The following is a 24,103-nucleotide window of genomic DNA, read 5'->3' as shown; positions in this document are numbered from 1 at the left end:
GTATTGACGGGAGTTATCAAGGTCATGTCGACCGATCACAGCTTCATCCTCAAACTGTCGTGCGCCGACCGGCCGGGCATCGTGCATGCCGTGTCGGGCTTTCTGTTCGAGCGCGGCAGCAATATTCTCGACTCGGCCCAGTTCGGCGACAGCCACACGGGCGAGTTCTTCATGCGCGTGCACTTCCAGCAGGTGGGCGGCGACCCGGGCCTCGACGGTCTGCGCAGCGCATTCGAGCCGCTCGCGCAGGAGTTCGGCATGCGCTGGGAGCTGCATGATGCGAACGTGAAGCCGCGCGTGGTCATCATGGTGTCGAAGATCGGCCACTGCCTGAACGACCTGTTGTTCCGCTATCGCACCGGGCAACTGCCTATCGAGATTCCCGCGATCATCTCGAATCACAAGGACTTCTATCAGCTCGCCGCGGGCTACAACATTCCGTTCCATCACTTCCCGCTGCTCGGCGGCACGGACGCGGACAAGGCCGCGCAGGAAGCGCGCGTGCTCGAAGTGGTGAACCGCGAGGGCGCCGATCTCGTGGTGCTCGCGCGCTACATGCAGATCCTCTCGCCGCAGTTGTGCAACGCGCTCGAAGGCCGCGCGATCAACATTCACCATTCCTTCCTGCCGAGCTTCAAGGGCGCGAAGCCTTACTACCAGGCGTTCGACCGCGGCGTGAAGCTAATCGGCGCAACGGCGCACTATGTGACGTCCGATCTCGACGAAGGCCCGATCATCGAGCAGGAAGTCGAGCGCGTGGACCACAACATGACGCCGGAGCAACTCACGGCCATCGGCCGCGACGTGGAATGCGTCACGCTCGCGCGCGCGGTGAAGTGGCACGTCGAGCATCGCATCGTGCTCAACGGACACAAGACCGTGGTCTTCCGCTAATCCGCCTGCGGCATGCGGCATCGCGCCGTAGCGTGTTGCACGACACGCTGCGGCCTTTCGCCATATTCCTGTCGCGCTTCGTTGTTCAGCGGCGCCGTGTGCATGCATGCGGTTTTCCTTCCGTGCCGCCTCGTTCTCCCCGTATTACTCCTTAAGATCTAGCGGCGCATCGTCGCCCACTCCCTGCGGAGAATAGTCCGGACCTTTCGTCTTTCCTACGCTTGTCACGTCAACGAAACGACAAGAGGGAAATTCATGAAAGCCGTCGCATCCCGCCCAGGCGCAAGTCCTGGCCGATGGCCGTGCCTGGCGCGCGCCCGGTTCGAGCACGTTCGCATTCACGATCTGCTTTGCCGTCTGGATGATGTTCGCGATCCTCGGCATTCCGCTCAAGAAACAACTCCATCTCTCCGATACCGGATTCGGCCTCGTCGCCGCGATGCCGGTGCTCACGGGCTCGCTCGCGCGCGTGCCGCTCGGCATCTGGACCGACCGCTTCGGCGGCCGCCTCGTCTTCTTCGTCACCATGCTCGCGACGATCGCGCCGGTCTGGCTCGTCTCGTCTCGGACGCGACGCAACGGTGGCAATTCCTCGTGCCCGGCCTGTTCGTGGACGCGGCCGGCGTACGCACTACCTGTTTCGTGCTGATGTTCGGCGCCACCGTCGTGAGCCTGTTGTTCATGCACTTCTCGTTCCGTTCCGAAGCGTTCGCGCGCGGCAGCGCGAAACTCGCGCGCAAGGCGCACGAGATCGGCGCGCTGGTGGGCAAAACTTCGCAACCCTGACGATTTGTCTGTCCGAATGATTCAACTTTGCGCCGCGCAGGCGGCGCCTACTGTACGAGCCCAATCATGTCCAAATATCTCCTGACCCAGTGGGAGCCTGAAAACGCCAGGTTCTGGCAGGCTTCCGGCGAGCAGATCGCCACCCGCAACCTGTGGATCTCGATTCCCGCGCTGATGCTGGCGTTCGTGGTGTGGTCGCTGTGGAGCGTCACGGTCGTCAATCTCGACAAGGGCGGCTTCCACTTCACGAAGAACGAACTGTTCTGGCTCACGGCGCTGCCCGCGCTCTCGGGCGCCACGCTGCGCATCTTCTATTCGTTCCTCGTGCCGATTTTCGGCGGCCGCCGCTTTACCGCCATCTCCACGGCGAGCCTGCTGGTCCCGGCGCTCGGCATGGGCTTCGCGCTGCGCGACCCGTCCACCTCCTATACGACGCTGCTCGTGCTCGCGCTGCTCTGCGGCCTCGGCGGCGCGAACTTCAGCTCGTCGATGGCGAACATCAGCTTCCTCTTTCCGAAGGCGCGCAAAGGCTTCGCGACCGGCCTCAACGCGGGCATCGGCAACCTCGGCGTCTCGGTCGTGCAGTTCGTCACGCCGATCGTGATCTCGACGGCCGTGTTCGCGGGGCTTCTCGGCGATGGCCAGACTTACGCGAAGAACGGCGTCGAGCACAGCATCTGGCTGCAGAACGCGGGGTTCGTCTGGGTGCCGCTCATTGTCGTCGCGTCGTTCGCGGCGTGGTTCGGCATGAACGACATCGCCGATGCGAAGGCGTCGTTCCGCGAGCAAGCCGTGATCTTCCGCCGCGCGCACAACTGGATCATGTGCTTCCTCTATGTCGGCACGTTCGGTTCGTTCATCGGGTTCTCGGCGGGTCTCGCGCTGCTCACCAAGGCCGAGTTTCCTGCCATCAACCCGACCGCATGGGCTTTCCTCGGGCCGCTCGCCGGCGCACTCACGCGCCCCGTCGGCGGCTGGATCTCGGACAAGCTCGGCGGCGCGCGCGTCACGCTCTGGACCTTCCTCGCGATGATCGCGGCCGTGGCGGGCGTGATCGCCTTCCTGCCGGGCGGCGCCCTGGGCGGGGCCCAGGGCGGTTTCGCGGGCTTCCTCGCGATGTTCGTCGTGCTGTTCGCGCTCACCGGCATCGGCAACGGCTCGACCTTCCGCATGATTCCGGTGATCTTCCTCACGCAACACCAGCGCGCGGCGCAGGGCAAGGGCGGCGACGCTCAGCGAAGCGCGCTCGCCGAAGCGGGCAAGGAATCGGCGGCGGTGCTCGGCTTCGCGGGCGCCATGGGAGCCTACGGCGGATTTTTCATTCCGAAGAGCTTCGGCACCTCGCTCGACATCACCGGCTCGCCCGTCCCGGCGCTCGTTTGCTTCATCGGTTTCTACGTGGTGTGCGCGTTCGTCACGTGGTTCTTCTACGCCCGCCGCAACGCGTCCATGCCTTGCTGAAGCGCGCGAAATGCAGCGGGCGGAAACGCGCCGGACTAGTCCTTTCGGCGTAGCGCAGCGCATCCGGGCTCATCCCGATGCGCCACGCGAACGCTCCCCTTGATGAATGGGCAGGCAAGCGCCTGCCCGCCATACTCGGAACGATACGAGCGCCAGGCGCCACGCGGGCAACGCATGCGGGCGGCGACGGGCGGGATCGATCGAATCCAGCAGCAGTCCCGGAGAACCTGATGAGTCATTTTCTGGACCGGTTGAAGTTCATGTCGCGCGTGAAGTCGACCTTTTCGAATGGTCACGGCGCGGTGGTGAACGAGGACCGCAAGTGGGAAGACGGCTATCGCAGCCGCTGGCAGCACGACAAGATCGTGCGCTCGACCCACGGCGTGAACTGCACGGGCTCGTGCTCGTGGAAGGTCTACGTGAAGAACGGCCTGATTACGTGGGAAACGCAGCAAACCGACTACCCGCGCACGCGCGCCGACTTGCCCAACCACGAACCGCGCGGCTGTCCGCGCGGCGCGTCGTATAGCTGGTACGTGTACTCGGCGCAACGCGTGAAATATCCGATGATCCGCGGCCGCCTGATCGAGATGTGGCGCGAGGCGCGCAAGACGCTCGGCCCGGTCGCGGCGTGGGCCTCCATCGTCGAGGATCCGCGGAAGGCCGCGCACTACAAGCGCGCGCGCGGCCAGGGCGGTTTCGTGCGCGCCGACTGGGGCACGGCCACCGAGATCATCGCGGCGGCGAACGCCTACACCATCGGCAAGTACGGCCCCGACCGCGTGGTGGGCTTCTCGCCCATTCCGGCGATGTCGATGGTGTCGTATGCCGCGGGCGCGCGTTATCTGAGCCTGATCGGCGGGGCGTGCCTGTCGTTCTACGACTGGTATTGCGACCTGCCGCCGTCCTCGCCGCAGGTGTGGGGCGAGCAGACCGACGTGCCCGAATCGGCCGACTGGTACAACTCCACGTACTTGATGGTGTGGGGCTCGAACGTGCCGCAGACGCGCACGCCCGACGCTCACTTCTACACCGAGGTCCGCTACAAGGGCACGAAGACCGTGGCGGTGTCGTCCGACTTCGGCGAGATGGTGAAGTTCGGCGACATCTGGCTCGCGCCGAAGCAGGGCACCGACGCGGCGCTCGCGCTCGCCATGGGCCACGTCGTGCTCAAGGAGTTTCACGCGAACGGCAAATCGGCGTATTTCCGCGACTACGTGAAGCAGTACACCGACATGCCGATGCTCGTCACGCTCGCGAGGCGCGACGGCGCGCTCGTGCCGGACCAGTTTCTGCGCGCCTCGCAGCTCGCCGCGAATCTCGACGAGTCGAACAACCCGCAATGGAAGACGCTCGCCATCGACGCGGCCACGGGCGACATCGTCGCGCCCAACGGCTCGATCGGCTTTCGCTGGGGCGAGGGCGAACACGACGGCGGCAAGAAGGTGGGGCGCTGGAACCTCGAGATGAAGGACGGCGGCAGCGGCCGCAAGATCGATCCGCGCCTCTCGCTCGTCGACCGGCATGACGAAGTGGTCGAGGTGAGCTTCCCGTACTTCGGCGGCGAACATGGCGCGCTGCTCGCGCGGCGCGTGCCCGCGAAGCGCGTGACGCTCGCCGATGGCGCGAGCGTGCTCGTCGCGACCGTCTACGACCTGCAGATGGCCAACTACGGCGTCGATCAGGGCCTGGGCGGCCCGAACGTCGCGTCCTCGCATGACGACGACGTGCCCTGCACGCCCGCCTGGCAGGAGAAGCACACCACGGTGCCGCGCAAGCTCGTGATCCAGGTGGCGCGCGAGTTCGCCGACAACGCCGACCGCACGCGCGGCAAGAGCATGGTGATCCTCGGCGCGGCGCTCAATCACTGGTATCACAACGACATGATCTACCGCGGCATCATCAACCTGTTGATGATGTGCGGCTGTATCGGCCAGAGCGGCGGCGGCTGGGCGCACTACGTGGGCCAGGAAAAGCTGCGTCCGCAGTTCGGCTGGGCGCCGCTCGCGTTCGCGCTCGACTGGTCGCGCCCGCCGCGCCAGATGAACGGCACGTCGTTCTTCTACAACCATACGAGCCAGTGGCGCCACGAGAAGGTGAGCGTCGGCGAAATCCTCGGGCCGGGCGCCGATCGCGCGCGCTACGAGGGCCTTTCCATGCTCGACCTCAACGCGAAGTCCGAGCGCATGGGCTGGCTGCCGTCCGCGCCGCAACTGGGCGCGAATCCGCTCGACGTGGTGGACGCCGCGCAGCGCGCGGGGGTGCCGCCGGTGCAGTACGCGGTCGATCAACTGAAGTCGGGGGCGCTGAACTTCGCCTGCGACGACCCGGACAATCCCGCGAACTTCCCGCGCAACATGTTCGTGTGGCGCTCGAACATCCTCGGCAGCTCGGGCAAGGGCCACGAGTACTTCCTCAAGTACCTGCTCGGCACGCAGAACGCGCTGTTCGGCGACGAAGCCGACGCGATCAAGCCGTCGGAAGTGCACGTGCGCGAAGCGGCCGAAGGCAAGCTCGACCTGCTCGCGGTGCTCGACTTCCGCATGAGCACCACCTGTCTGTACGGCGACATCGTGCTGCCCACGGCCACGTTCTACGAGAAGGACGACCTCAACACGTCGGACATGCACCCGTTCATCCATCCGCTCTCCGAGGCCGTGCAGCCGCTGTGGGAGAGCAAGACGGACTGGGAGATCTACAAGGCGATCGCGAAGACGTTCTCGGAGATCGGCGGGGCGCACCTCGGCAAGCGCACGGACCTCGTCTGCACGCCGCTCATGCACGACACGCCGGGCGAGCTCGGCCAGGCGTTCGAGCCAAAGGACTGGCGGCTTGGCGAATGCGATCTCGTTCCGGGCAAGACGGCGCCGTCGATGACGCTCGTGGAGCGCGACTATCGCGAGATTTACAACAAGTTCACCTCGGTCGGGCCGCTGCTCGACAAGCTCGGCAACGGCGGCAAGGGCATCAACTGGAACACGGTGCACGAGGTGGGCGAGTTCGCGCAGCTCACGGGCATCCAGCAGAACCGCGGCGCGGCCGAAGGGCGCCCGCGTCTGGAGACCGCGATCGACGCCGCGGAGATGATCCTCACCTTCGCGCCGGAAACCAACGGCCACGTGGCCGTGAAGGCCTGGGACGCGCTCTCGAAGATCACGGGCCGCGACCACGCGCATCTGGCCGAGGGCCGCGAGCACGACAAGATCCGCTTTCGCGACGTGCAGGCGCAGCCCCGCAAGATCATTTCGGCGCCCACGTGGTCGGGCCTCGAATCGGAGGAGGTGAGCTACAACGCCGGCTACACGAACGTGCACGAGCTGATTCCATGGCGCACGCTCACGGGCCGCCAGCAGTTCTACCAGGATCACCGCTGGATGCTCGACTTCGGCGAGGGCTTCTGCAACTACAAGCCCGCCATCGACACGAAGACGACATTGCCGATGCTCGGCGCGAAGCCCAACGGCGAGCACGAGCTCGTGTTGAACTGGATCACGCCGCACCAGAAGTGGGGCATTCACTCCACGTACTCGGACAACCTGCGCATGCTCACGCTCTCGCGCGGCGGCCCGCACGTGTGGGTCTCGGAAGCCGAGGCGAAGGAGGCCGGGTTAGTCGACAACGACTGGGTCGAGGTGTTCAACGTGAACGGCACGCTCACCGCGCGCGTCGTGGTGAGCCAGCGCGTGCCGCGCGGCATGTGCCTCATGTACCACGCCCAGGAAAAGATCGTGAACGTGCCCGGCGCGGAAACGAGCGGCATGCGCGGCGGCATTCACAACTCGGTCACGCGCACGGTGCTCAAGCCGACGCACATGATCGGCGGCTATGCGCAACTCGCCTATGGCTTCAACTACTACGGCACGGTCGGCAGCAATCGCGACGAGTTCGTGATCGTGCGCAAGATGAAGAAGGTCGAGTGGCTCGAAGGACCGCTCGACGAACGAGCGGACTCCGCGCGTGTTCTACAAGGGACCGGAGTGCGAGCCGAAGCGGCGATTCCGGTCGGCAAAGGAGCGGCATCATGAAAATCCGCGCCCAGGTGGCGATGGTCCTGAACCTCGACAAGTGCATCGGCTGCCATACGTGCTCGGTCACGTGCAAGAACGTGTGGACTTCGCGCGACGGCGTCGAGTACGCATGGTTCAACAACGTCGAGACGAAGCCCGGCATCGGCTATCCGAAGGAATGGGAGAACCAGGAGAAGTGGAACGGCGGCTGGGTGCGCAACCCCAACGGCAAGATCGAGCCGCGCCAGGGCCCGAAGCTCAAGGTGCTGGCGAACCTGTTCGCGAACCCGAACCTGCCCGGCATCGACGACTACTACGAGCCGTTCACCTACGATTACGAGAATCTGCAGAAGGCGCGGCTGTCGCAGACGCCGCCCACCGCGCGCCCCGTGTCGGTCATCACCGGCAAGAAGATGGACAAGATCCATTGGGGTCCTAACTGGGAAGACGACCTGGGCGGCGAGTTCGCCTCGCGCAGCCGCGACAAGCTGTTCGAGAACGTGCAGAAGGAGATGTACTCGACCTTCGAGAACACCTTCATGATGTACCTGCCGCGCCTGTGCGAGCACTGCCTGAATCCGGCGTGCGTGGCGTCGTGCCCGTCGGGCTCGGTGTACAAGCGCGAAGACGACGGCATCGTGCTCGTCGATCAGGACAAGTGCCGCGGCTGGCGCATGTGCATTTCCGGTTGTCCGTACAAGAAGATGTACTTCAACTGGAAGAGCGGCAAGGCCGAAAAGTGCATCTTCTGCTTTCCGCGCATCGAGGCGGGGCAGCCTACCGTGTGCTCGGAAACGTGCGTGGGCCGCATCCGCTATCTGGGCGTGATGCTCTACGACGCGGATCGCATCAGCGAAGCGGCGTCGGTCGAGTCGACGCAGGACCTGTACCAGTCGCAGCTCGACGTGTTCCTCGATCCGCACGATCCGGCCATCCAGGCCGAGGCGCTCCGCCAGGGCGTGCCGCAAAGCTGGCTCGACGCAGCCGTGCGCTCGCCCGTGTACCGCATGGCGTGCGAGTGGAAGATCGCGTTCCCGCTGCATCCCGAATACCGTACGCTGCCGATGGTCTGGTACGTGCCGCCGCTCTCGCCGATCCAGTCGGCCGCGGACGCGGGCCATATCGGCATGGACGGCGTGATTCCGGACGTGGCGAGCCTGCGCATTCCCATGCGCTATCTCGCCAACCTGCTCACCGCCGGCGACGAAAAGCCCGTGATTTCCGCGCTCAACCGCATGCTGACGATGCGCGCGTACAAGCGCGCCCAGACCGTGGACGGCGTGAACGACAACGCGCTCCTGAAGCGCGCGGGACTCACCGAGGGGCAGGTCGAGGACATGTACCGCATCATGGCGCTCGCGAGCTACGAGGATCGCTTCGTCGTGCCTTCGTCGCACAAGGAGATGGTCGAGGACAGCTTCAACGAGAAGGGCAGTTGCGGCTTCTCGTTCGGCAACGGCTGCTCGGGCGGCGTGTCGGACGGCTCGCTGTTCGGCTCGAAGATCGCGGGCAGCGTGGTGTACGTCGATATGCCGAAGTCGCGCCGCAAGACGCCTTCGGAAGCTTGAGCGGGAGGACTTCACCATGTCGATCTATCCGGTCCTTTCCGCGCTGCTGGACTATCCAGGGCAGCCCTTGCTCGACGCGCTCGAGGACATCGAGGCCGCGATCGAGGCGGCGCCGGGCGGCGCATTCGCCACGCGCGAACTCGCGCCGCTCCTCGGCGCGTTGCGCGAGCGCTCGCTCGTCGAGTCGCAGGAAACCTACGTGGCGACCTTCGACCGCAACCGGCGCCATTCGCTGCATCTGTTCGAGCACGTGCACGGCGAAAGCCGCGCACGCGGCCAGGCGATGGTCGATCTGCTCGCCGAATATCGCAGCCACGGCCTCGACGTCGCGACCAACGAACTGCCCGACTACGTGCCGCTTTTTCTCGAAGTGCTCGGCCTGATCGGCGAGGACGACGCGAGCGCGCTGCTCGGCGAGGCGATTCACGTGCTGGCGGCGCTCGGCAACCAGCTGGCGCGGGACGAAAGCCCCTACGCGGGCATTTTTTCGGTGTTGTGCGAGCTGAGCGACGTCGAGCCGCTGCCGCTCGTGGGCGCGCCCGTGCGCGACATGGACGAGGCGCTCGAGCGCTTCGGCACCGGCGCGGACGGCGTCGAGCCGCTCGTGCATTCGTTCGCCGCGAGCAACGCGCCGCAGGTCGTCCATTTCCACCCGCGAGCGGCGCATGCCGCGGCCGCCGCGACCCCTTCGGCCGCCTGCGCAAAGGAATCGCCATGAACACGTTCAACCAGTTTCTGTTCGGCATCTATCCCTACATCGCCGCCGCCATCTTTCTGTTCGGCAGCCTCGCGCGCTTCGAGCGCGAGCAGTACACGTGGAAGGCGGACAGCTCGCAGTTGCTCTACCGCGGGCATTTGCGGCTCGGCAACATCCTCTTTCACGTCGGCGTTCTCGGGCTTTTCTTCGGCCACCTGTTCGGCCTGCTCACGCCGGTCGCGGTGTGGGACTGGCTGGGCGTGCCGCACGCGGTGAAGCAACTTGTGGCCATGGTGGCGGGCGGCGTGATGGGGTCGATGTGCCTCGTCGGGCTCGCGATCCTGCTGCACAGGCGGCTCTCGAACGCGCGCGTCTCGGCCGTGACGCGCGTGGGCGACAAGGTCCTGCTGGGCTGGCTGCTCGTCACGCTGCTGCTCGGGCTCACGACGATCGGCGAATCGGCCAGTCACATGGACGGCGCCATGATGGTGCGGCTCATGACGTGGGCGCAGCACATCGTCACGTTCCGCGGCGACGCCGCGAGCTACGTGGCCAGCGCGCCGCTCATTTTCCGCATGCACCTCTTCATGGGCATGACGCTCTTCGTGATCTTCCCGTTCACGCGGCTCGTGCATGTGTGGAGCGGATTCGCCTCGGTCACCTATCTCTCGCGGGCCTGGCAGCTCGTTCGCAGCCGCTAGCCTCAAACTTTGCCTCCGGACGGCCGCGTGGGGATCGGTCGTTCTTCACGGGGAGCGAGCCGCGCTCGAACTCCCCGCTTTTTTTGGGGCAGGCGCCTCCCGGGGCGCAACGCCATGCCGGCCGCCCGAGCGGCGGGCGAACTGGTGCATAGTGTCACAGTGGTTTGTCGATACAGCGGCATTTCGCGCCGTTCCCGGCACTCCGTCAGATAATGTCGTATTCAGGCTCCGCCGTTCCGGCGCAGCAGGTTCCCGCTACCGGCCATGACTCCGTCTCCCGACTCTGCCGCAGGTACCGCCGGAAGCGCGGGTGCGCAGGCAGCCGCAACGGCCAGCCCCGCCGTCAGCCTGCCTGCCGACCCGCCTGCCGACCCGCCCAGCGGCGCCCCCGTCGCGCCGTTCCAGCGCCGCCTCTCCACGCGCATCGTCGTGCTTTCGACGGTTGCGCTCGCACTCGTCCTCGCGATGATCAGCGGCACGCTCTGGCTCTCGTGGCAGCTCGAAGGCGGGGGCGCGGCCATCAACGACGCAGGCAGCCTGCGCATGCGCGCGAACGCGGTGGCGATCGCGCTGTGGGAGGCGCGCACCGGCATGCCCGCGCAGGTCGACGCCGAGGTGCGCCAGCTCGACGAAACATTGGGCGAACTGCGCGACGGCGACCCGGCGCGGCCGCTCTTCCTTCCCGCCGACGCCGGCATCCACGCCCAGTTCGAGCGGGTCTCGGCGGCATGGACCGGGGCGCTCAAGCCGGCGGCGCTGCACGACCTCGCCGCCGGCACGGGCGAGCCGTCGTCATATATGGCGCTGCTGCCGGGTTTCGTCGACGAGGCCAACCGGCTCGTCAGCCTGATCGAGCGCGAGAACGCGCGCAAGACCGCGTGGCTGCGCATCTCGCAGGTCGCGCTCGCGGCGGTTTCGTGCGTGGGCACCATGGCGATCGTCTATCTGCTCTACCAGTGGTTCGTGGCGCCCGTGCAGCGTCTTCAGGACGGGCTCGCGCGCATCGAGGCCCGGGAATTCGACACGCGTCTGCCCGTCGACACCTACGACGAGTTCGGCCATCTCGCGCAGGGTTTCAACCGCATGGTCGCCGAATTGCAGGCGCTTTATCAGGACCTCGCCGCACGCGTGGACGCCAAGACTGCGCAGCTGGCGGCGCAAAACCGCGAACTCGCCACGCTCTACGAGATGGCGGCGTTCCTCAACACGCCGGGCGCGACGGAAAGCGTGTGCCGCGATTTCCTGACCCGGGTGATGCGCGAATTCGACGCCGATGGCGGCACCGTGCGCGTCGTCTCGCCGGAGGACGGCAATCTGCACCTGCTGGTGTCGGAAGGCATGCCCGATGCGATCACGCGCGCCGAGCAATGCATGCCGGCGGCGGACTGCACTTGTGGCGGCGCTTCGGCGGAGGAGCCGGTCGTGTTCGCGCTGCGCGGGGCGCGCCAGGACGACGCCACCCTCGCGCAGCGCTGCCGCAAGGCGGGCTTCGTGAGCGTGGTGGTTTCGGCCATCGTCGCGCAAAACGAGACATTCGGCACGTTCTCGCTGCACTTCCGGCGCGAGCGCGAGATTCCGCCGTCCGGCGTCCAGTTGCTCCAGACGCTCGGCCGCCACCTCGGCGTGGCGCTGATGAACCGGCGGCTCGTGGCGCTCGGGCGCCAGCTCGCCGTTTCCGAGGAGCGCAATCTCGTCGCCCAGGGGCTGCACGACAGCATCGCGCAGGGCCTGAGCTTCCTGAAGATGCAGGTGCATCTGCTCGATGGCGCGGCGGCCCGCGGCGACCTCGACGAGGTTCGCGAAATCGTGCCGCTCCTCGCGGGCGGCGTGGAGGAAAGCTACGACGACGTGCGCGAACTGCTGCTGAACTTCCGCACGAAGCTCGGCCCGGGCAAGCTGCGCCTCGCCGTGGAAGATACGGTGGCGCGCTTCAGGCGCCAGTCGGACGCCGAACTGACGCTCGACTATCGCGACGAAGACGGGCCGCCGCTGCCGCCCGACCAGCAGTTGCAGGTACTCTTCGTGCTGCAGGAGGCGCTCTCGAACACGCGCAAGCACGCCGAGGCGCTGCACGTGCATGTGAGCGTCGTGAACGGGCGCGACTTCCGTCTGGCGGTCGAGGACGACGGCTCGGGCTACGATCCCGTCGAGATCGCGTCGCGCGGCGAATCGCACGTGGGCTTTCACATCATGCTCGAGCGGGCGAGACGCCTCGCCGCCGTGCTCACGCTCGACAGCGCGCCGGGCCGCGGCGCGCGCGTCGAGCTCGTGCTGCCGGCCGCGAGCCGCATGGCCGCATGAACGGGGCCGGCGACATGACGATCAGATCAACGGACTTCGCGGCAACGTAACGCTCCCATGACCCTACGCATTCTGCTCATCGACGATCACACGCTCTTTCGCTCGGGCGTGAGCGCGCTCCTGCAGCGCCAGCCCGACCTCGAAGTGGTAGGGGAGGCGTCGGACGGCGTGGAAGGCATCAAGCGCGCGAAGCAGCATCTGCCCGACGTCATCCTGCTCGACCTGAACATGCCGGGCCTGTCGGGGCTCGAAACGCTGCAGCTGCTGGTGGAGGACCTGCCGGACACGGCGATCTTGATGCTCACCGTGTCCGAAGACGCCGACGAGCTCACGGCCGCGATGCGCGCGGGGGCGCGCGGCTTCCTGCTCAAGAGCATCGACGCGGAGGCGCTCGTCGCGGCGATCCGCAAGGCCGCGAGCGGCCAGCCGGTCATCACCGAGCATATGACGGCGAAGCTCGTCGAGCAGATGCGCAAGCCCGCGCAGCCGGCGAGCGCGCCCGGCGCCGCGCGCGCGAGCGCCGAGACGCTCACGGCGCGCGAGCGCGACATCGTGCGCGAGCTGGCGCGCGGCGCGAGCAACAAGGAGATCGCGCGAGCGCTCGACCTGGCCGAAAGCACGGTGAAGATCCACGTGCGCAACATCCTGCGCAAGCTCAATCTGACGAGCCGCGTGCAGGTGGCGATCTACGCGATGGAGCACGAAGGCATGGCGGACGGCGCCGGCGAGCGCGGCCGCTGAGGCCGCGGCTCGCTCGCCGCATGACCGCGGCTCAGACGAGCCGCAGATAGATGAGCTCGCGCTTGATGTACGCGTAGAAAATGGGCGCGGCGACGACGCCCTGGACGCCGAACGCGGCCTCCATCACGAGCATCGCGACGAGCAGTTCCCAGGTGCGCGCCTCGATCTGCCCGCCCACGATGCGTGCGTTCAGGAAGTATTCGAGCTTGTGGATGAGGATCAGGAACGCGAGCGCCGTGACCGCCGCAGGCAGGCTCACGGTGAGCGCGATGGCGACGATCAACGTATTCGAGATGAGGTTGCCGATCACGGGCAGGAGACCCACCACGAAGGTCACCACGACCAGCATCTTCGCGAGCGGCAGCGGCGCGTGAAAGACCGGCAGCACGAGCAGCAGGAACAGGCCGGTGAAGACCGTGTTGATGGCCGAAATCTTCACCTGCGCGAACACGATGCGGCGGAACGCGTCGGCGAAGCGCGTCACGCGCGTGACGAACGCCGTGGACAGCGGCAGCCGCGTGGCGTTCTTCTGCGCGCCGATGGCGATGATCGCGCCGATGATCATGCCGATCACGATATGCCCGAAAATGCGCGCGGCGTTCTTGCCGCCCTGGCCGAGCTGGTTGGCGTGCTCGTGCATGAGCGCGATCGCCTTTAGCTTCATCTGCGCGACGTCCACGGGCAGATAGGCGGCGATGGACTCGGGAATGCGCCCGCGCGCCTGGTCGACGAACGTCATCATCTGCGCCATCACTTTCTGCACGCTCGGCACGTCGTTTTCGAACTGCTCGATGACGCCCACCGTGAGGCCTGTGAGCACGCCCACGATCACGATGGAAACCAGCACCACCGAAAGCCAGCGTGCGCGGCTGCTCGACATGCGCCGTTCGATGAGCGGCGAGATGGTGTGAACGAGCTGAAAGACGAGCATCCCCGCGAGCAGCGCGCCGAGCAGGTTCAGGTGCAGCACCGCCCACAAACCGGCGAGCGCGGCCAGATAGCTGCCGATCTCCACCGCCGAAAGCCTCGGCAGGCTCATGTCGCTCGTGAGCCTGACCGGCCGCGGCCGCAGGTCGCGCACCTGTTTATCTTCGGTCGCTTCGTTGCGCTTGACCATGTTCGGTGTATTCCGTCTCCAGACCTCGGGGACGCAAGCGCGCCCCCAACCCGTTGTTGCTACAGCTTTTTCTACTGCTTACTTTCCCGAGGCCGTGTCGAGCGCGGCAATCTGGCGTTTGAGCAGCGGCGCGAGATAGCGGCCCGTGAAACTCGACTTCGATTTCGCCACCTGTTCGGGCGTCCCCTGGGCCACGATCTGGCCGCCGCCCGCGCCGCCTTCGGGGCCCATGTCCACGATCCAGTCGGCGGTTTTGATGACATCGAGATTATGCTCGATGATGACCACGGTGTTGCCCTGATCGCGAAGCCGGTGGATCACTTCGAGCAAGAGCGCGATGTCGTGGAAGTGCAGACCCGTGGTCGGCTCGTCGAGTATATACAGCGTGCGGCCCGTGTCGCGCTTGGAAAGCTCCAGCGAGAGCTTCACGCGCTGCGCCTCGCCGCCCGAGAGCGTGGTGGCCGACTGGCCGAGGCGGATGTAGCCGAGGCCGACGTCGAGCAGCGTCTTGAGCTTGCGCGCCACCACCGGCACCGCCTTGAAGAATTCGTGGGCGGTTTCGACGGTCATGTCGAGCACTTCGCTGATGTTCCGGCCCTTGTACTGCACCTCCAGCGTCTCGCGGTTGTAGCGCTTGCCGTGGCAGACGTCGCAGGGCACGTAGACGTCCGGCAGGAAGTGCATTTCCACCTTCAGCACGCCGTCGCCCTGGCAGCTTTCGCAGCGGCCGCCCTTCACGTTGAACGAAAAGCGGCCCGGATCGTAGCCGCGCTCCTTGGCGGCCGGGACGCCGGCGAACAGTTCGCGGATCGGCGTGAAAAGGCCCGTATAGGTGGCCGGGTTCGAGCGCGGCGTGCGGCCGATCGGCGACTGGTCGACGTTGATGACCTTGTCGAAGTGCTCGAGCCCCTCGATCGCTTCGAACGGCGCCGGTTCCGCCGACGAGCCGTACAAATGCTGCGCGACCGCGTGGTAGAGCGTGTCGTTGATGAGCGTGGACTTGCCCGAGCCGGAGACGCCCGTCACGCAGGTCAGCAGCCCCACCGGCAGGTCGAGCGTCACGCGCTTGAGATTGTTGCCGTAGGCCTCGACGATGCGCAGGCGCCGCTCGCCGGGCTCGATGCGCTCGTCAGGGTAGTCGATGCGGCGCACGCCCGAGAGATACTGCCCGGTCATCGAGGCCGGATCGTGCTCGACTTCCTGCGGCGTGCCCTGCGAAATCACCATGCCGCCGTGCTCGCCCGCGCCCGGCCCCATGTCGACCACGTAGTCGGCCATGCGGATCATGTCCTCGTCGTGCTCGACCACGATCACCGAGTTGCCGAGGTCGCGCAGGTGCTTGAGCGTGGCGATGAGGCGGTCGTTGTCGCGCTGGTGCAGGCCGATGGACGGCTCGTCGAGCACGTACATCACGCCCGTGAGGCCCGAGCCGATCTGCGAGGCGAGGCGGATGCGCTGCGCCTCGCCGCCCGAAAGCGTTTCGGCGCTGCGCTCGAGCGAGAGATAGTCGAGCCCGACGTTGTTGAGGAACATGAGGCGCGCGACGATCTCCTTGACCACCTTGTCGGCGATTTCGCGCTTCGCGCCTTCGAGGCGCAGCGTCTGGAAATAGCCGAGCGTGTCGCGCAGCGGCCAGCCGCTCACTTCGTAGATGGCGCGCGCGTCCTCGCCCGTGCCGATGCGCACGAAGCGCGCTTCGCGGCGCAGACGCGTGCCTTCGCAGTGCGGGCAAGCCTGATTGTTCTGATATTTCGCCAGTTCTTCGCGCACCGCGGCGGAATCGGTCTCGCGGTAGCGGCGCTCCAGGTTCGGGATGATGCCCTCGAAGACGTGCTCGCGCACCGACGTGCGGCCGCGCTCGTTGATGTACGAGAACGGGATTTCCTGCTTGCCCGAGCCGTAGAGCAGGATCTTGCGCACCTTGTCGGGCAGGTCGTCGAACGCGGTGTCGATGTCGAAGTCGTAGAACGCCGCGAGACTTTGCAGCATCTGGAAGTAGAACTGGTTGCGCCGGTCCCAGCCCTTCACCGCGCCCGCCGCGAGCGAAAGCGACGGATGCGCGACCACGCGCTTCGGATCGAAGAACGTGATCTGGCCGAGGCCGTCGCACTCGGGGCACGCGCCCATCGGATTGTTGAACGAGAAGAGGCGCGGCTCCAGTTCGGGCAGCGAGTACGAGCAGATCGGGCAGGCGAACTTCGAGCTGAAGAGGTGCTCGCGGTTGGTGTCCATTTCGAGCGCGATGGCGCGGCCGTCGGCAAGGCGCAGCGCGGTTTCGAACGACTCCGCGAGGCGCTGCTTCATGTCTGGGCGCACCTTCAGGCGGTCCACCACCACGTCGATGCTGTGGCGCTCGCTCTTCTTGAGCTTCGGCAGCGACTCGACCTCGTAGATCTTCGCTTCGCCCTCGTTGGCGGTGCCGCCGCCCGAGCGCACGCGAAAGCGCACGAAGCCCTGCGCCTGCATGTCGTCGAAGAGCTCGGCGTGCTCGCCCTTGCGGTCGACGACCACGGGCGCGAGGATCATGAGCTTCGTTTCTTCGGGCAGGGCGAGCGCGGCATCCACCATTTGCGAGACGCTTTGCGCCTCCAGCGGGATTTCGTGGTCCGGGCAGTACGGCGTACCCACGCGGGCGTAAAGCAGCCGCAGGTAGTCGTGGATTTCGGTGACGGTGCCGACCGTCGAGCGCGGGTTGTGTGAGGTGGCCTTCTGCTCGATCGAAATGGCCGGCGACAGACCCTCGATCAGGTCGACGTCGGGCTTCTCCATCAGCTGCAGGAACTGGCGCGCGTAGGCCGAGAGGCTCTCCACATAGCGGCGCTGACCTTCCGCGTAGAGCGTGTCGAACGCCAGTGAAGACTTGCCGGAGCCCGAAAGCCCGGTGATCACCACGAGCTTGTGGCGCGGCAGGTCCAGATTGACGTTTTTCAGGTTGTGGGTTCGGGCCCCACGGATACGGATCTGTTCCATGAACCTGCGCGAGAAAGGGAAACCAAACCTGCTACTATAACGACTTTTCCAGACCACCGTTACGGCTTGCTGACGGTCTTCGAAAGGGCCCGGAGCGGCAAGTGCAAGGGCCTCGAAAGAGGCGCGTCAGGGAGCGTCCGGCTACCAACGTGCGGGTAGTTGCGGCCCAGCGCTGCAACCCAAACACACAACGCCCCGATGTCCTCCAATTCACCCGCTACTTCCTCCCGCATGAGCGCGCCCGAACTGCGCGCGACCGTCTCGCTCGCCGCGATCTTCGCGCTGCGCATGCTTGGCCTCTTCATGATCATGCCGGTGTTTTCGGTCTACGCGAAAACCATTCCCGGCGGCGACAACCTGCTGCTGGTCGGCATCGCGCTCGGCGCGTACGGCGTCACGCAGTCGCTCCTGTATATCTTCTACGGCTGGGTCTCCGACATGGTGGGCCGCAAGCCCGTCATCGCCACCGGCCTCGTCATTTTCGCGATCGGCAGCTTCGTCGCGGCGGGCGCGCACGACATGGTGTGGATCATCGTCGGCCGCGTGATTCAGGGCATGGGCGCGGTGTCTTCGGCCGTGCTCGCGTTCATCGCCGACCTGACCGCCGAGGAGCACCGCACCAAGGCGATGGCGATGGTGGGCGGCTCGATCGGCATGTCGTTCGCCGTGGCGATCGTGGGCGCGCCGATCGTGTTCCACTGGGTCGGCATGAACGGGCTGTTCGCGCTCGTCGGCGTGTTCTCGATTCTCGCGGTGGGCGTGGTGCTCTGGGTCGTGCCCGATGCGCCCAGCAAGCCCGTGCACGTGCGTGCGCCGTTCGCCGAGGTGCTGCACAACGTCGAGCTGCTGCGCCTGAACTTCGGCGTGCTCGTGCTGCACGCCACGCAAACGGCGCTCTTTCTTGTCGTGCCGCGGCTGCTCGTCGACGCGGGCCTGCCGGTCGCGTCGCACTGGAAGATCTACCTGCCGGTCATGGGTCTCGCGTTCGTCATGATGGTCCCGGCGATCATCGCCGCGGAGAAGCGGGGCAAGATGAAGGCCGTCGTCGTTTCCGCGATAGGTCTTATCCTGATCGGACAGCTGCTGCTCGGCTCGCTCGCGCATACACTCGTCATTGTGTCGGCCGTGCTGTTCGTGTACTTCCTCGGCTTCAATATTCTGGAAGCGTCGCAGCCTTCGCTCGTTTCGAAGCTCGCGCCGGGCAACCGCAAGGGTGCGGCCACGGGCGTGTACAACACCACGCAGTCGATCGGGCTCGCGCTCGGCGGCGTGGTGGGCGGCTGGCTGCTGAAGCACGACGGCGCGAGCGCCGTGTTTTACGCGTGCTCGGGGCTCGTCCTGTGCTGGCTTATAATCGCGGCCAATATGAAGGCGCCGCCCAGGCGCGCCTGAGTTCGAACCAAGGGTTCACAGCAATGCAATTCGCGGAGGCGGTCCGCTGGCGAAGGCGCAGGAAGCGCTCGCCGGCGCGCACCGCGCGGCCGCTCCTCGCAACGGAATCAAACAGGAGAAATTCATGGCATCCGTGAACAAGGTGATCCTCGTCGGCAACCTCGGCGCCGATCCTGAAGTGCGCTATCTGCCGAGCGGCGACGCCGTGGCGAACATTCGCCTCGCGACGACCGACCGCTACAAGGACAAGGCGTCCGGCGAGTTCAAGGAAATGACCGAATGGCACCGCGTGGCGTTCTTCGGCCGCCTGGCCGAGATCGTCTCGGAGTACCTGAAGAAGGGCTCGTCGGTGTATATCGAGGGCCGCATCCGCACGCGCAAGTGGCAGGCGCAGGACGGCACCGACCGTTACTCGACGGAAATCGTCGCGGACCAGATGCAAATGCTGGGTGGCCGCAGCGGCGGCGCCTCGATGGGCGGCGACATGGGCGACGACGGCGGCTACAGCCGTGAACCGGCCGCGCCGCGCGGCGGCGGTCGTGCCTCGGGTGGCGGGGCTGGCGGCGGCGCGCCGCGTTCGAGCGGGGGCACTGGCGGCAGCCGTTCGAACGCGCCGGCTGGCGGCGGCTTCGACGAAATGGATGACGATATTCCGTTCTAATTCCGACTAACGCAGTTTTTTGTTGGTAGTAGCCCGCCCTCCCATGGAGCGCGGGCTTTTTATTTGCCTCTGCGGCGTGCTGCGTTCCCTGCGGCCTTTTCGCGCACGCCGTCCCTTCTCCCGCTCGAAACGGCATTTTTCCTGATTTTTGTCACGGCAAAACTCCCCTCCGCGCGCCAACATTAAAAAAGATGCATAAATTTTGCATCTTACAAGAGATGCTCGAGCCGGTCTGACGACGTTGCAGGCCGGCGAAGCCCCTCCGCATTGCGCCATCGCCGTCACCCACAAGGAAAAGGAGTAAGCCGTGTTTTGCTATCAATGTGAACAGACTGACCGCACCCAGGCCACACCGGGGTGTGCCTCGGCCAAGGGCAACTGCGGCAAGGACGCCACGACCGCGGATCTGCAGGATCTGCTGATCCACGCGGTCAAGGGCATCGCGCAGTACGGCGCGCTCGCGCGCAGCTTCGGCAGCCCCGATCGCGAGGCCGACCGCTTCATGCTCTACGGAATGTTCACGACGCTCACCAACGTCAACTTCAACGCGAGCCGCTTCGTGGCGATGCTGCGCGAAGCCGCGCAGCATCGCGACCGCCTGAAGTCGGCCTGCGAGGCGCTCGCGCTTGCTCAAGGCGTCGCCGCTGTGGAGCCGGCCGGTCCCGCGCGCTTGCGTCCGGGCAACGACATCGCCGAAATGCAGGCGCAGGCCGCGCTCGTCGGCATCAAGGCCGGACTTCAGGAGGTGGGCGAAGACATCGTGGGCCTGCGCGCGCTCGTGCTCTACGGTCTGAAGGGCGTGTGCGCGTATGCGCATCATGCGCGCGTGCTCGGCTACGAGAGCGAAGAGGTCTACGCGGGCGTGGAGGCCGCGCTCGTGTTCCTCGCGAGCGAGCCCTCACAGGCCGGCGACCTGCTCGAGCACGCCCTTGCGCTCGGCAACCTGAATCTGAAGGTGATGGAGCTGCTCGACGCGGCCAACACAGGCCGCTTCGGCACGCCCGAGCCCACCCCCGTGCGCGTGACGCCGGCCGCAGGCAAGGCGATTCTCGTTTCGGGCCACGATCTCGGCGATCTCGAGGCGCTGCTCGAAGCGACCCAGGGCACTGGCGTGCAGATCTACACGCACGGCGAAATGCTGCCCGCCCATGCGTATCCGAAGCTCAAGGCGTATCCGCATCTGGCTGGCAATTACGGCGGCGCGTGGCAGGACCAGCAAGCCGATTTCGCGAATTTCCCCGGCCCGATCCTGATGACGTCCAACTGCCTGATCGAGCCGCTGCCGCAGTATCGTCAGCGCATTTTCACGACGGGACCGGTGGGCTGGGCCGGCGTGCGCCATCTCGAACATCACGCGTTCGCGCCGGTCGTGCAGGCCGCGCTCGCGCTGCCGGGCTTCCGCGAAACGGCGCCCGAGGAAACCATCACGATCGGCTTCGCGCGCAACACGGTGCTCGGCGTGGCCGACAAGGTGATCGACGCCGTGAAGGCCGGCCAGATCCGCCACTTCTTCCTGATCGGCGGCTGCGACGGCGCGGCGCCCGGCCGCAACTACTACACCGAGTTCGCCCAGGCCGCGCCCGACGACACCGTCGTCATGACGCTCGGCTGCAACAAGTACCGCTTCAACCGTCATACGTTCGGCGACATCGGCGGCATTCCGCGCCTGCTCGATCTCGGCCAGTGCAACGACAGCTACTCGGCGATCCAGATCGCCATCGCGCTCTCGAAGGCCTTCGATTGCGGCGTGAACGACCTGCCGCTCACGCTCGTGGTTTCGTGGTTCGAGCAGAAGGCCGCCGCAGTGCTGCTCACGCTGCTCGCGCTCGGCATCCGCAACATCCATCTCGGACCGACGCTGCCGGCCTTCCTTACGCCGAACGTCCTCGACATCCTCGTCAAGCAGTTCGGCATCCAGCCGATCGGCGAGGCGCAGGCCGACCTCGACGCGGCACTCGCGCGCAAGGCAGCATGAGCGCCGGTGAAAATGCCATGAGTTATCGAATCGAGCTCACCACGCGCGACGGCCAGGCGTTCGGCTTCGCGTGCGAGCCGGGGCAGGACGTGCTGAGCGCGGCGCAGGCGGCGGACATCACGCTGCCGTCGCAGTGCCGGCGCGGCAGTTGCGGCGCGTGCCACGCGAGCGTGACCGAAGGCGCGTACACACTCGGCGAGCACAGCGCGGATGCGCTTCCGCCCGGCGACCCGCGGGCGGTTCTGCTGTGCCGCACGACGCCGTCGGCCGACTTGCGTGTCGCCGCGCCTTACGACCATACGAAGGTGCTGCTCCAGCCGGTGCCTGTGCGCACGGCGCGCATCGCCGCGCTGGAGACGATCGCCGACGACACGCGCCGCCTCGAACTGCAACTCGAACCCGACGATGCCAACGGCAGCGCCGCCGAGTTCGAAGCCGGCCAGTTCGCCGAGCTGGAGTTGCCCGAGGGTGGCGTGCGGCGGCCGTTCTCGCTCGCCAACACGAGCAACTGGGAAGGGCGCCTCGAGTTCCTGATCCGGCTGCGGCCGCAAGGCGAGTTTTCGGCGTATCTGCGCGAGCGCGCGCAGCCAGGCGACGTGCTCACCGTGCACGGTCCGCAAGGCGGCTTCGGGTTGATCGCCGACAGCCTGCGCCCGCGCTGGTTCGTGGCGGGCGGCACGGGCCTCGCTCCCGTGCTCTCGATGCTGCGGCGCATGGGCGAGTTTCAGGAGATGAACGAGGCGCGGCTCTTCTACGGCGTGAATCGCGAGAGCGAGTTTTTCATGCTCGACGAGCTGGCCGACCTGCGGGCGGCGCTGCCGCAATTGCGGGTCGAGCTTTGCGTGCGCGAAGCCGCCGACGGCTGGCCAGGCTCGCATAGCACGCCGGTCGACGCGCTCGCCGCCGCGCTCGCGGCCGGCGGCGCGGCGCCCGATATCTACGTGTGCGGTCCGCCCGCCATGGTGAGCGCCGCGCAGGCGGCGGCCGCGCGGGCGGGCGTGCCGTCGGCGCAGTTCGTCAGCGAGCGCTTCGCGGCCTGAGCGAAGGCGTTTCACCTTGTCGATTTTTCCCCGTGTCTGTTGACCTCGCCTTCGGGCGAGGTTTTTTTTCGCGCATCGGGCAGCCAGGCAAGCGATCCCGAAGCGATTGACATTCAGTCATTAACTGTCAAAATGTCCAATATTATGAAGCCAACCCGAGAAGCCTGTTCCAGCCAACCCGCCGGCGAAAACGAATTGCTCCTGCGCGAGGGGGAGAAGATCGTCGCGGCGCTCGGCCAGACACTCGCGCCGCTCGTGGAGGTGGTGCTGCACGACCTCACGCGGCCCGGGCACTCGGTCGTGGCGATCGCGAACAACCTGTCGGGGCGGCAGATCGGCGACCCGGCCACCGAGATGGGGCTCGCGCGCATCACCGACCGCGGCTTTCCCGAGGTCGTGGCCAACTATCCGAACCGCTTTCCAGACGGGCGTCCAGCCAAAAGCACATCGATCGGGCTGAAGAACAGCGCCGGCGAATATGTCGCGGCACTGTGCCTGAACATGGACGTGTCGCTGCTCGGCGCGGTGACGGCGGGGCTCGGCCAGTTGATCCAGACCGGCACGGCTGCGCCCGTGGCCGAATCGCTCGTGCCGAGCGCGGTCGGCTGCGTGCGCGAGGCGCTCGAACGCTTCGCCGCCACGCGCAACACCACGCCCATCGGCATGACGCTCGCGCAGCGCCGCGAGGCCGTGCGCGAACTTGCGGCGAGCGGCCATCTGAACCTGCGTCATGCGCTCGCCGACGTGGCCGCCACGCTCGGCGTCGCGCGCTCCACCGTGTACACCTACCTGCCACCCGAAGACCGACCATGAGCACCCTGCCTATTACCTTCGAAGACGTCGCCGCCGCCCACGAACGCCTGCGCGGCGTCGCCCATCGCACGCCGGTGCTGACTTCGCGCACCGTGAACGAACGCACGGGCGCGCAGGTGTTTTTCAAATGCGAGAACCTGCAGCGCATGGGCGCATTCAAGTTCCGCGGCGCGTACAACGCGATCGCCCAGTTCACGCCGGACCAGAAGGCGGCCGGCGTGATCACGTTTTCGTCGGGCAACCATGCGCAGGCGATCGCGCTGTCGGCGCGTCTGCTCGGTGTGAAGGCCGTGATCGTGATGCCGCACGACGCGCCCGCCGTGAAGGTGGAGGCAACGCGCGGCTATGGCGGCGAAGTCATCTTCTACGACCGCTACACCGAGGACCGCGAGGCGCTCGGCAAGCGGCTCGCGGCCGAGCGCGGCCTCACGCTGATTCCGCCTTACGACCATCCGCACGTGATGGCGGGCCAAGGCACCGCCGCGAAGGAACTGTTCGAAGAAGCGGGCGAACTCGACACGCTGCTCACGCCGCTCGGCGGTGGCGGCCTGCTCTCGGGCTGCGCGACGGCCGCGCATGCGCTCGCGCCCGCCTGCGCGGTGACAGGCGTCGAGCCCGAGGCCGGCAACGACGGCCAGCGCAGCCTGCAGACCGGCAAGATCGTCCACATCGACACGCCGAAAACGCTCGCGGACGGCGCGCAAACCCAGCATCTCGGCAATTTCACTTTCGAGGTGATCCGCGAGCGCGTGGGCGAGATCGTCACGGTGAGCGATGCAGAACTCGTCGACACGATGAAGTTCTTCGCGAGCCGCATGAAGCTCGTGGTCGAGCCTACGGGCTGTCTCGCGGCCGCTGCGGTACTGCACGGCAAGGTGAACGTGCGCGGCAAGCGCGTGGGCGTGCTCATTTCGGGCGGCAACGTCGACCTGCTGCGCTTCGCGGAACTCGTTCAGGCAGCGGGCTGAGAAGCGCCCGG

At 66.6% G+C, this 24,103-nt stretch carries 17 protein-coding genes and 1 pseudogene; 16 read left to right on the top strand and 2 right to left on the bottom strand.

Features of this window, described 5'->3' with window-relative positions; translation table 11 throughout:
• Nucleotides 1-24 precede the first annotated feature (24 nt).
• From purU to BLU17_RS01330, 10 genes and pseudogenes are all read left to right on the top strand, one after another.
• Entirely contained in the window at nucleotides 25-894 is an 870-nt protein-coding gene (gene purU / locus BLU17_RS01370; RefSeq protein ID WP_091993406.1) for a formyltetrahydrofolate deformylase, read from the top strand.
• 361 nt (nucleotides 895-1,255) lie between these two features.
• A pseudogene (locus tag BLU17_RS01365) lies at nucleotides 1,256-1,518 on the top strand (MFS transporter); the annotation flags it as partial.
• 18 nt (nucleotides 1,519-1,536) lie between these two features.
• A complete protein-coding gene (locus tag BLU17_RS32990; RefSeq protein ID WP_176928862.1) occupies nucleotides 1,537-1,680 on the top strand; it encodes a hypothetical protein in 144 nt (47 codons plus the stop codon).
• A gap of 66 nt (nucleotides 1,681-1,746) precedes the next feature.
• Complete coding sequence (locus BLU17_RS01360; protein WP_091993404.1) at nucleotides 1,747-3,141, top strand: NarK family nitrate/nitrite MFS transporter; 1,395 nt, start codon at nucleotides 1,747-1,749, stop codon at nucleotides 3,139-3,141.
• A 230-nt stretch (nucleotides 3,142-3,371) separates the two neighbouring features.
• Nucleotides 3,372-7,166: a nitrate reductase subunit alpha gene (locus BLU17_RS01355; RefSeq protein ID WP_091993402.1), complete on the top strand. Its 3,795-nt coding sequence runs from the start codon at nucleotides 3,372-3,374 to the stop codon at nucleotides 7,164-7,166.
• Nucleotides 7,163-8,716 carry a nitrate reductase subunit beta gene (narH, locus tag BLU17_RS01350; RefSeq protein ID WP_091993399.1) on the top strand — a complete coding sequence of 518 codons (1,554 nt, stop codon included), beginning with the start codon at nucleotides 7,163-7,165 and terminating at the stop codon, nucleotides 8,714-8,716. Before BLU17_RS01355 ends, narH begins: the two co-directional genes overlap by 4 nt.
• Nucleotides 8,717-8,732: 16 nt before the next feature.
• Complete coding sequence (gene narJ / locus BLU17_RS01345) at nucleotides 8,733-9,434, top strand: nitrate reductase molybdenum cofactor assembly chaperone (protein ID WP_091993397.1); 702 nt, start codon at nucleotides 8,733-8,735, stop codon at nucleotides 9,432-9,434.
• Nucleotides 9,431-10,114 (top strand): respiratory nitrate reductase subunit gamma, encoded by a 684-nt coding sequence (gene narI, locus BLU17_RS01340; RefSeq protein ID WP_091993394.1) that lies wholly within the window; start codon nucleotides 9,431-9,433, stop codon nucleotides 10,112-10,114. Before narJ ends, narI begins: the two co-directional genes overlap by 4 nt.
• Nucleotides 10,115-10,378: 264 nt before the next feature.
• On the top strand, nucleotides 10,379-12,415 hold the full coding sequence (locus BLU17_RS01335; protein ID WP_091993391.1) for a type IV pili methyl-accepting chemotaxis transducer N-terminal domain-containing protein: 2,037 nt from the start codon (nucleotides 10,379-10,381) through the stop codon (nucleotides 12,413-12,415).
• Between the two features lie 57 nt (nucleotides 12,416-12,472).
• A complete protein-coding gene (locus tag BLU17_RS01330) occupies nucleotides 12,473-13,156 on the top strand; it encodes a response regulator (protein WP_091993389.1) in 684 nt (227 codons plus the stop codon).
• Between the two features lie 31 nt (nucleotides 13,157-13,187).
• On the opposite strand, the gene BLU17_RS01325 is transcribed toward BLU17_RS01330, so the two are convergent.
• Together BLU17_RS01325 and uvrA are read right to left on the bottom strand one after the other, a co-directional pair.
• Nucleotides 13,188-14,273, bottom strand: a complete 1,086-nt coding sequence (locus tag BLU17_RS01325; RefSeq protein ID WP_091993386.1) for an AI-2E family transporter — start codon at nucleotides 14,271-14,273, stop codon at nucleotides 13,188-13,190.
• 78 nt (nucleotides 14,274-14,351) lie between these two features.
• Nucleotides 14,352-17,243, bottom strand: coding sequence for an excinuclease ABC subunit UvrA (uvrA, locus tag BLU17_RS01320; protein WP_091993383.1), 2,892 nt, complete (start codon nucleotides 17,241-17,243; stop codon nucleotides 14,352-14,354).
• 198 nt (nucleotides 17,244-17,441) lie between these two features.
• On the opposite strand from uvrA, the gene BLU17_RS01315 reads away from it, so the two are divergent.
• The 6 genes from BLU17_RS01315 (at nucleotide 17,442) to BLU17_RS01290 (ending at nucleotide 24,092) form a co-directional block, all read left to right on the top strand.
• Nucleotides 17,442-18,635 (top strand): MFS transporter, encoded by a 1,194-nt coding sequence (locus tag BLU17_RS01315; protein WP_342713793.1) that lies wholly within the window; start codon nucleotides 17,442-17,444, stop codon nucleotides 18,633-18,635.
• A 124-nt stretch (nucleotides 18,636-18,759) separates the two neighbouring features.
• Nucleotides 18,760-19,296 (top strand): single-stranded DNA-binding protein, encoded by a 537-nt coding sequence (locus tag BLU17_RS01310; RefSeq protein WP_091993377.1) that lies wholly within the window; start codon nucleotides 18,760-18,762, stop codon nucleotides 19,294-19,296.
• 307 nt (nucleotides 19,297-19,603) lie between these two features.
• Nucleotides 19,604-21,271 carry a hydroxylamine reductase gene (gene hcp / locus BLU17_RS01305; protein WP_091993374.1) on the top strand — a complete coding sequence of 556 codons (1,668 nt, stop codon included), beginning with the start codon at nucleotides 19,604-19,606 and terminating at the stop codon, nucleotides 21,269-21,271.
• 17 nt (nucleotides 21,272-21,288) lie between these two features.
• On the top strand, nucleotides 21,289-22,311 hold the full coding sequence (locus BLU17_RS01300; RefSeq protein ID WP_091994167.1) for a 2Fe-2S iron-sulfur cluster binding domain-containing protein: 1,023 nt from the start codon (nucleotides 21,289-21,291) through the stop codon (nucleotides 22,309-22,311).
• Between the two features lie 144 nt (nucleotides 22,312-22,455).
• Complete coding sequence (locus BLU17_RS01295; RefSeq protein ID WP_091994165.1) at nucleotides 22,456-23,124, top strand: helix-turn-helix transcriptional regulator; 669 nt, start codon at nucleotides 22,456-22,458, stop codon at nucleotides 23,122-23,124.
• Nucleotides 23,121-24,092 (top strand): threo-3-hydroxy-L-aspartate ammonia-lyase, encoded by a 972-nt coding sequence (locus tag BLU17_RS01290; protein WP_091993371.1) that lies wholly within the window; start codon nucleotides 23,121-23,123, stop codon nucleotides 24,090-24,092. The genes BLU17_RS01295 and BLU17_RS01290 overlap by 4 nt, the downstream gene beginning before the upstream one ends.
• Nucleotides 24,093-24,103 lie beyond the last annotated feature (11 nt).

The organism is Paraburkholderia lycopersici (genome assembly GCF_900096975.1).
Lineage (GTDB): Bacteria > Pseudomonadota > Gammaproteobacteria > Burkholderiales > Burkholderiaceae > Paraburkholderia > Paraburkholderia lycopersici.
This window is presented reverse-complemented; position numbering and strand designations above follow the sequence as displayed.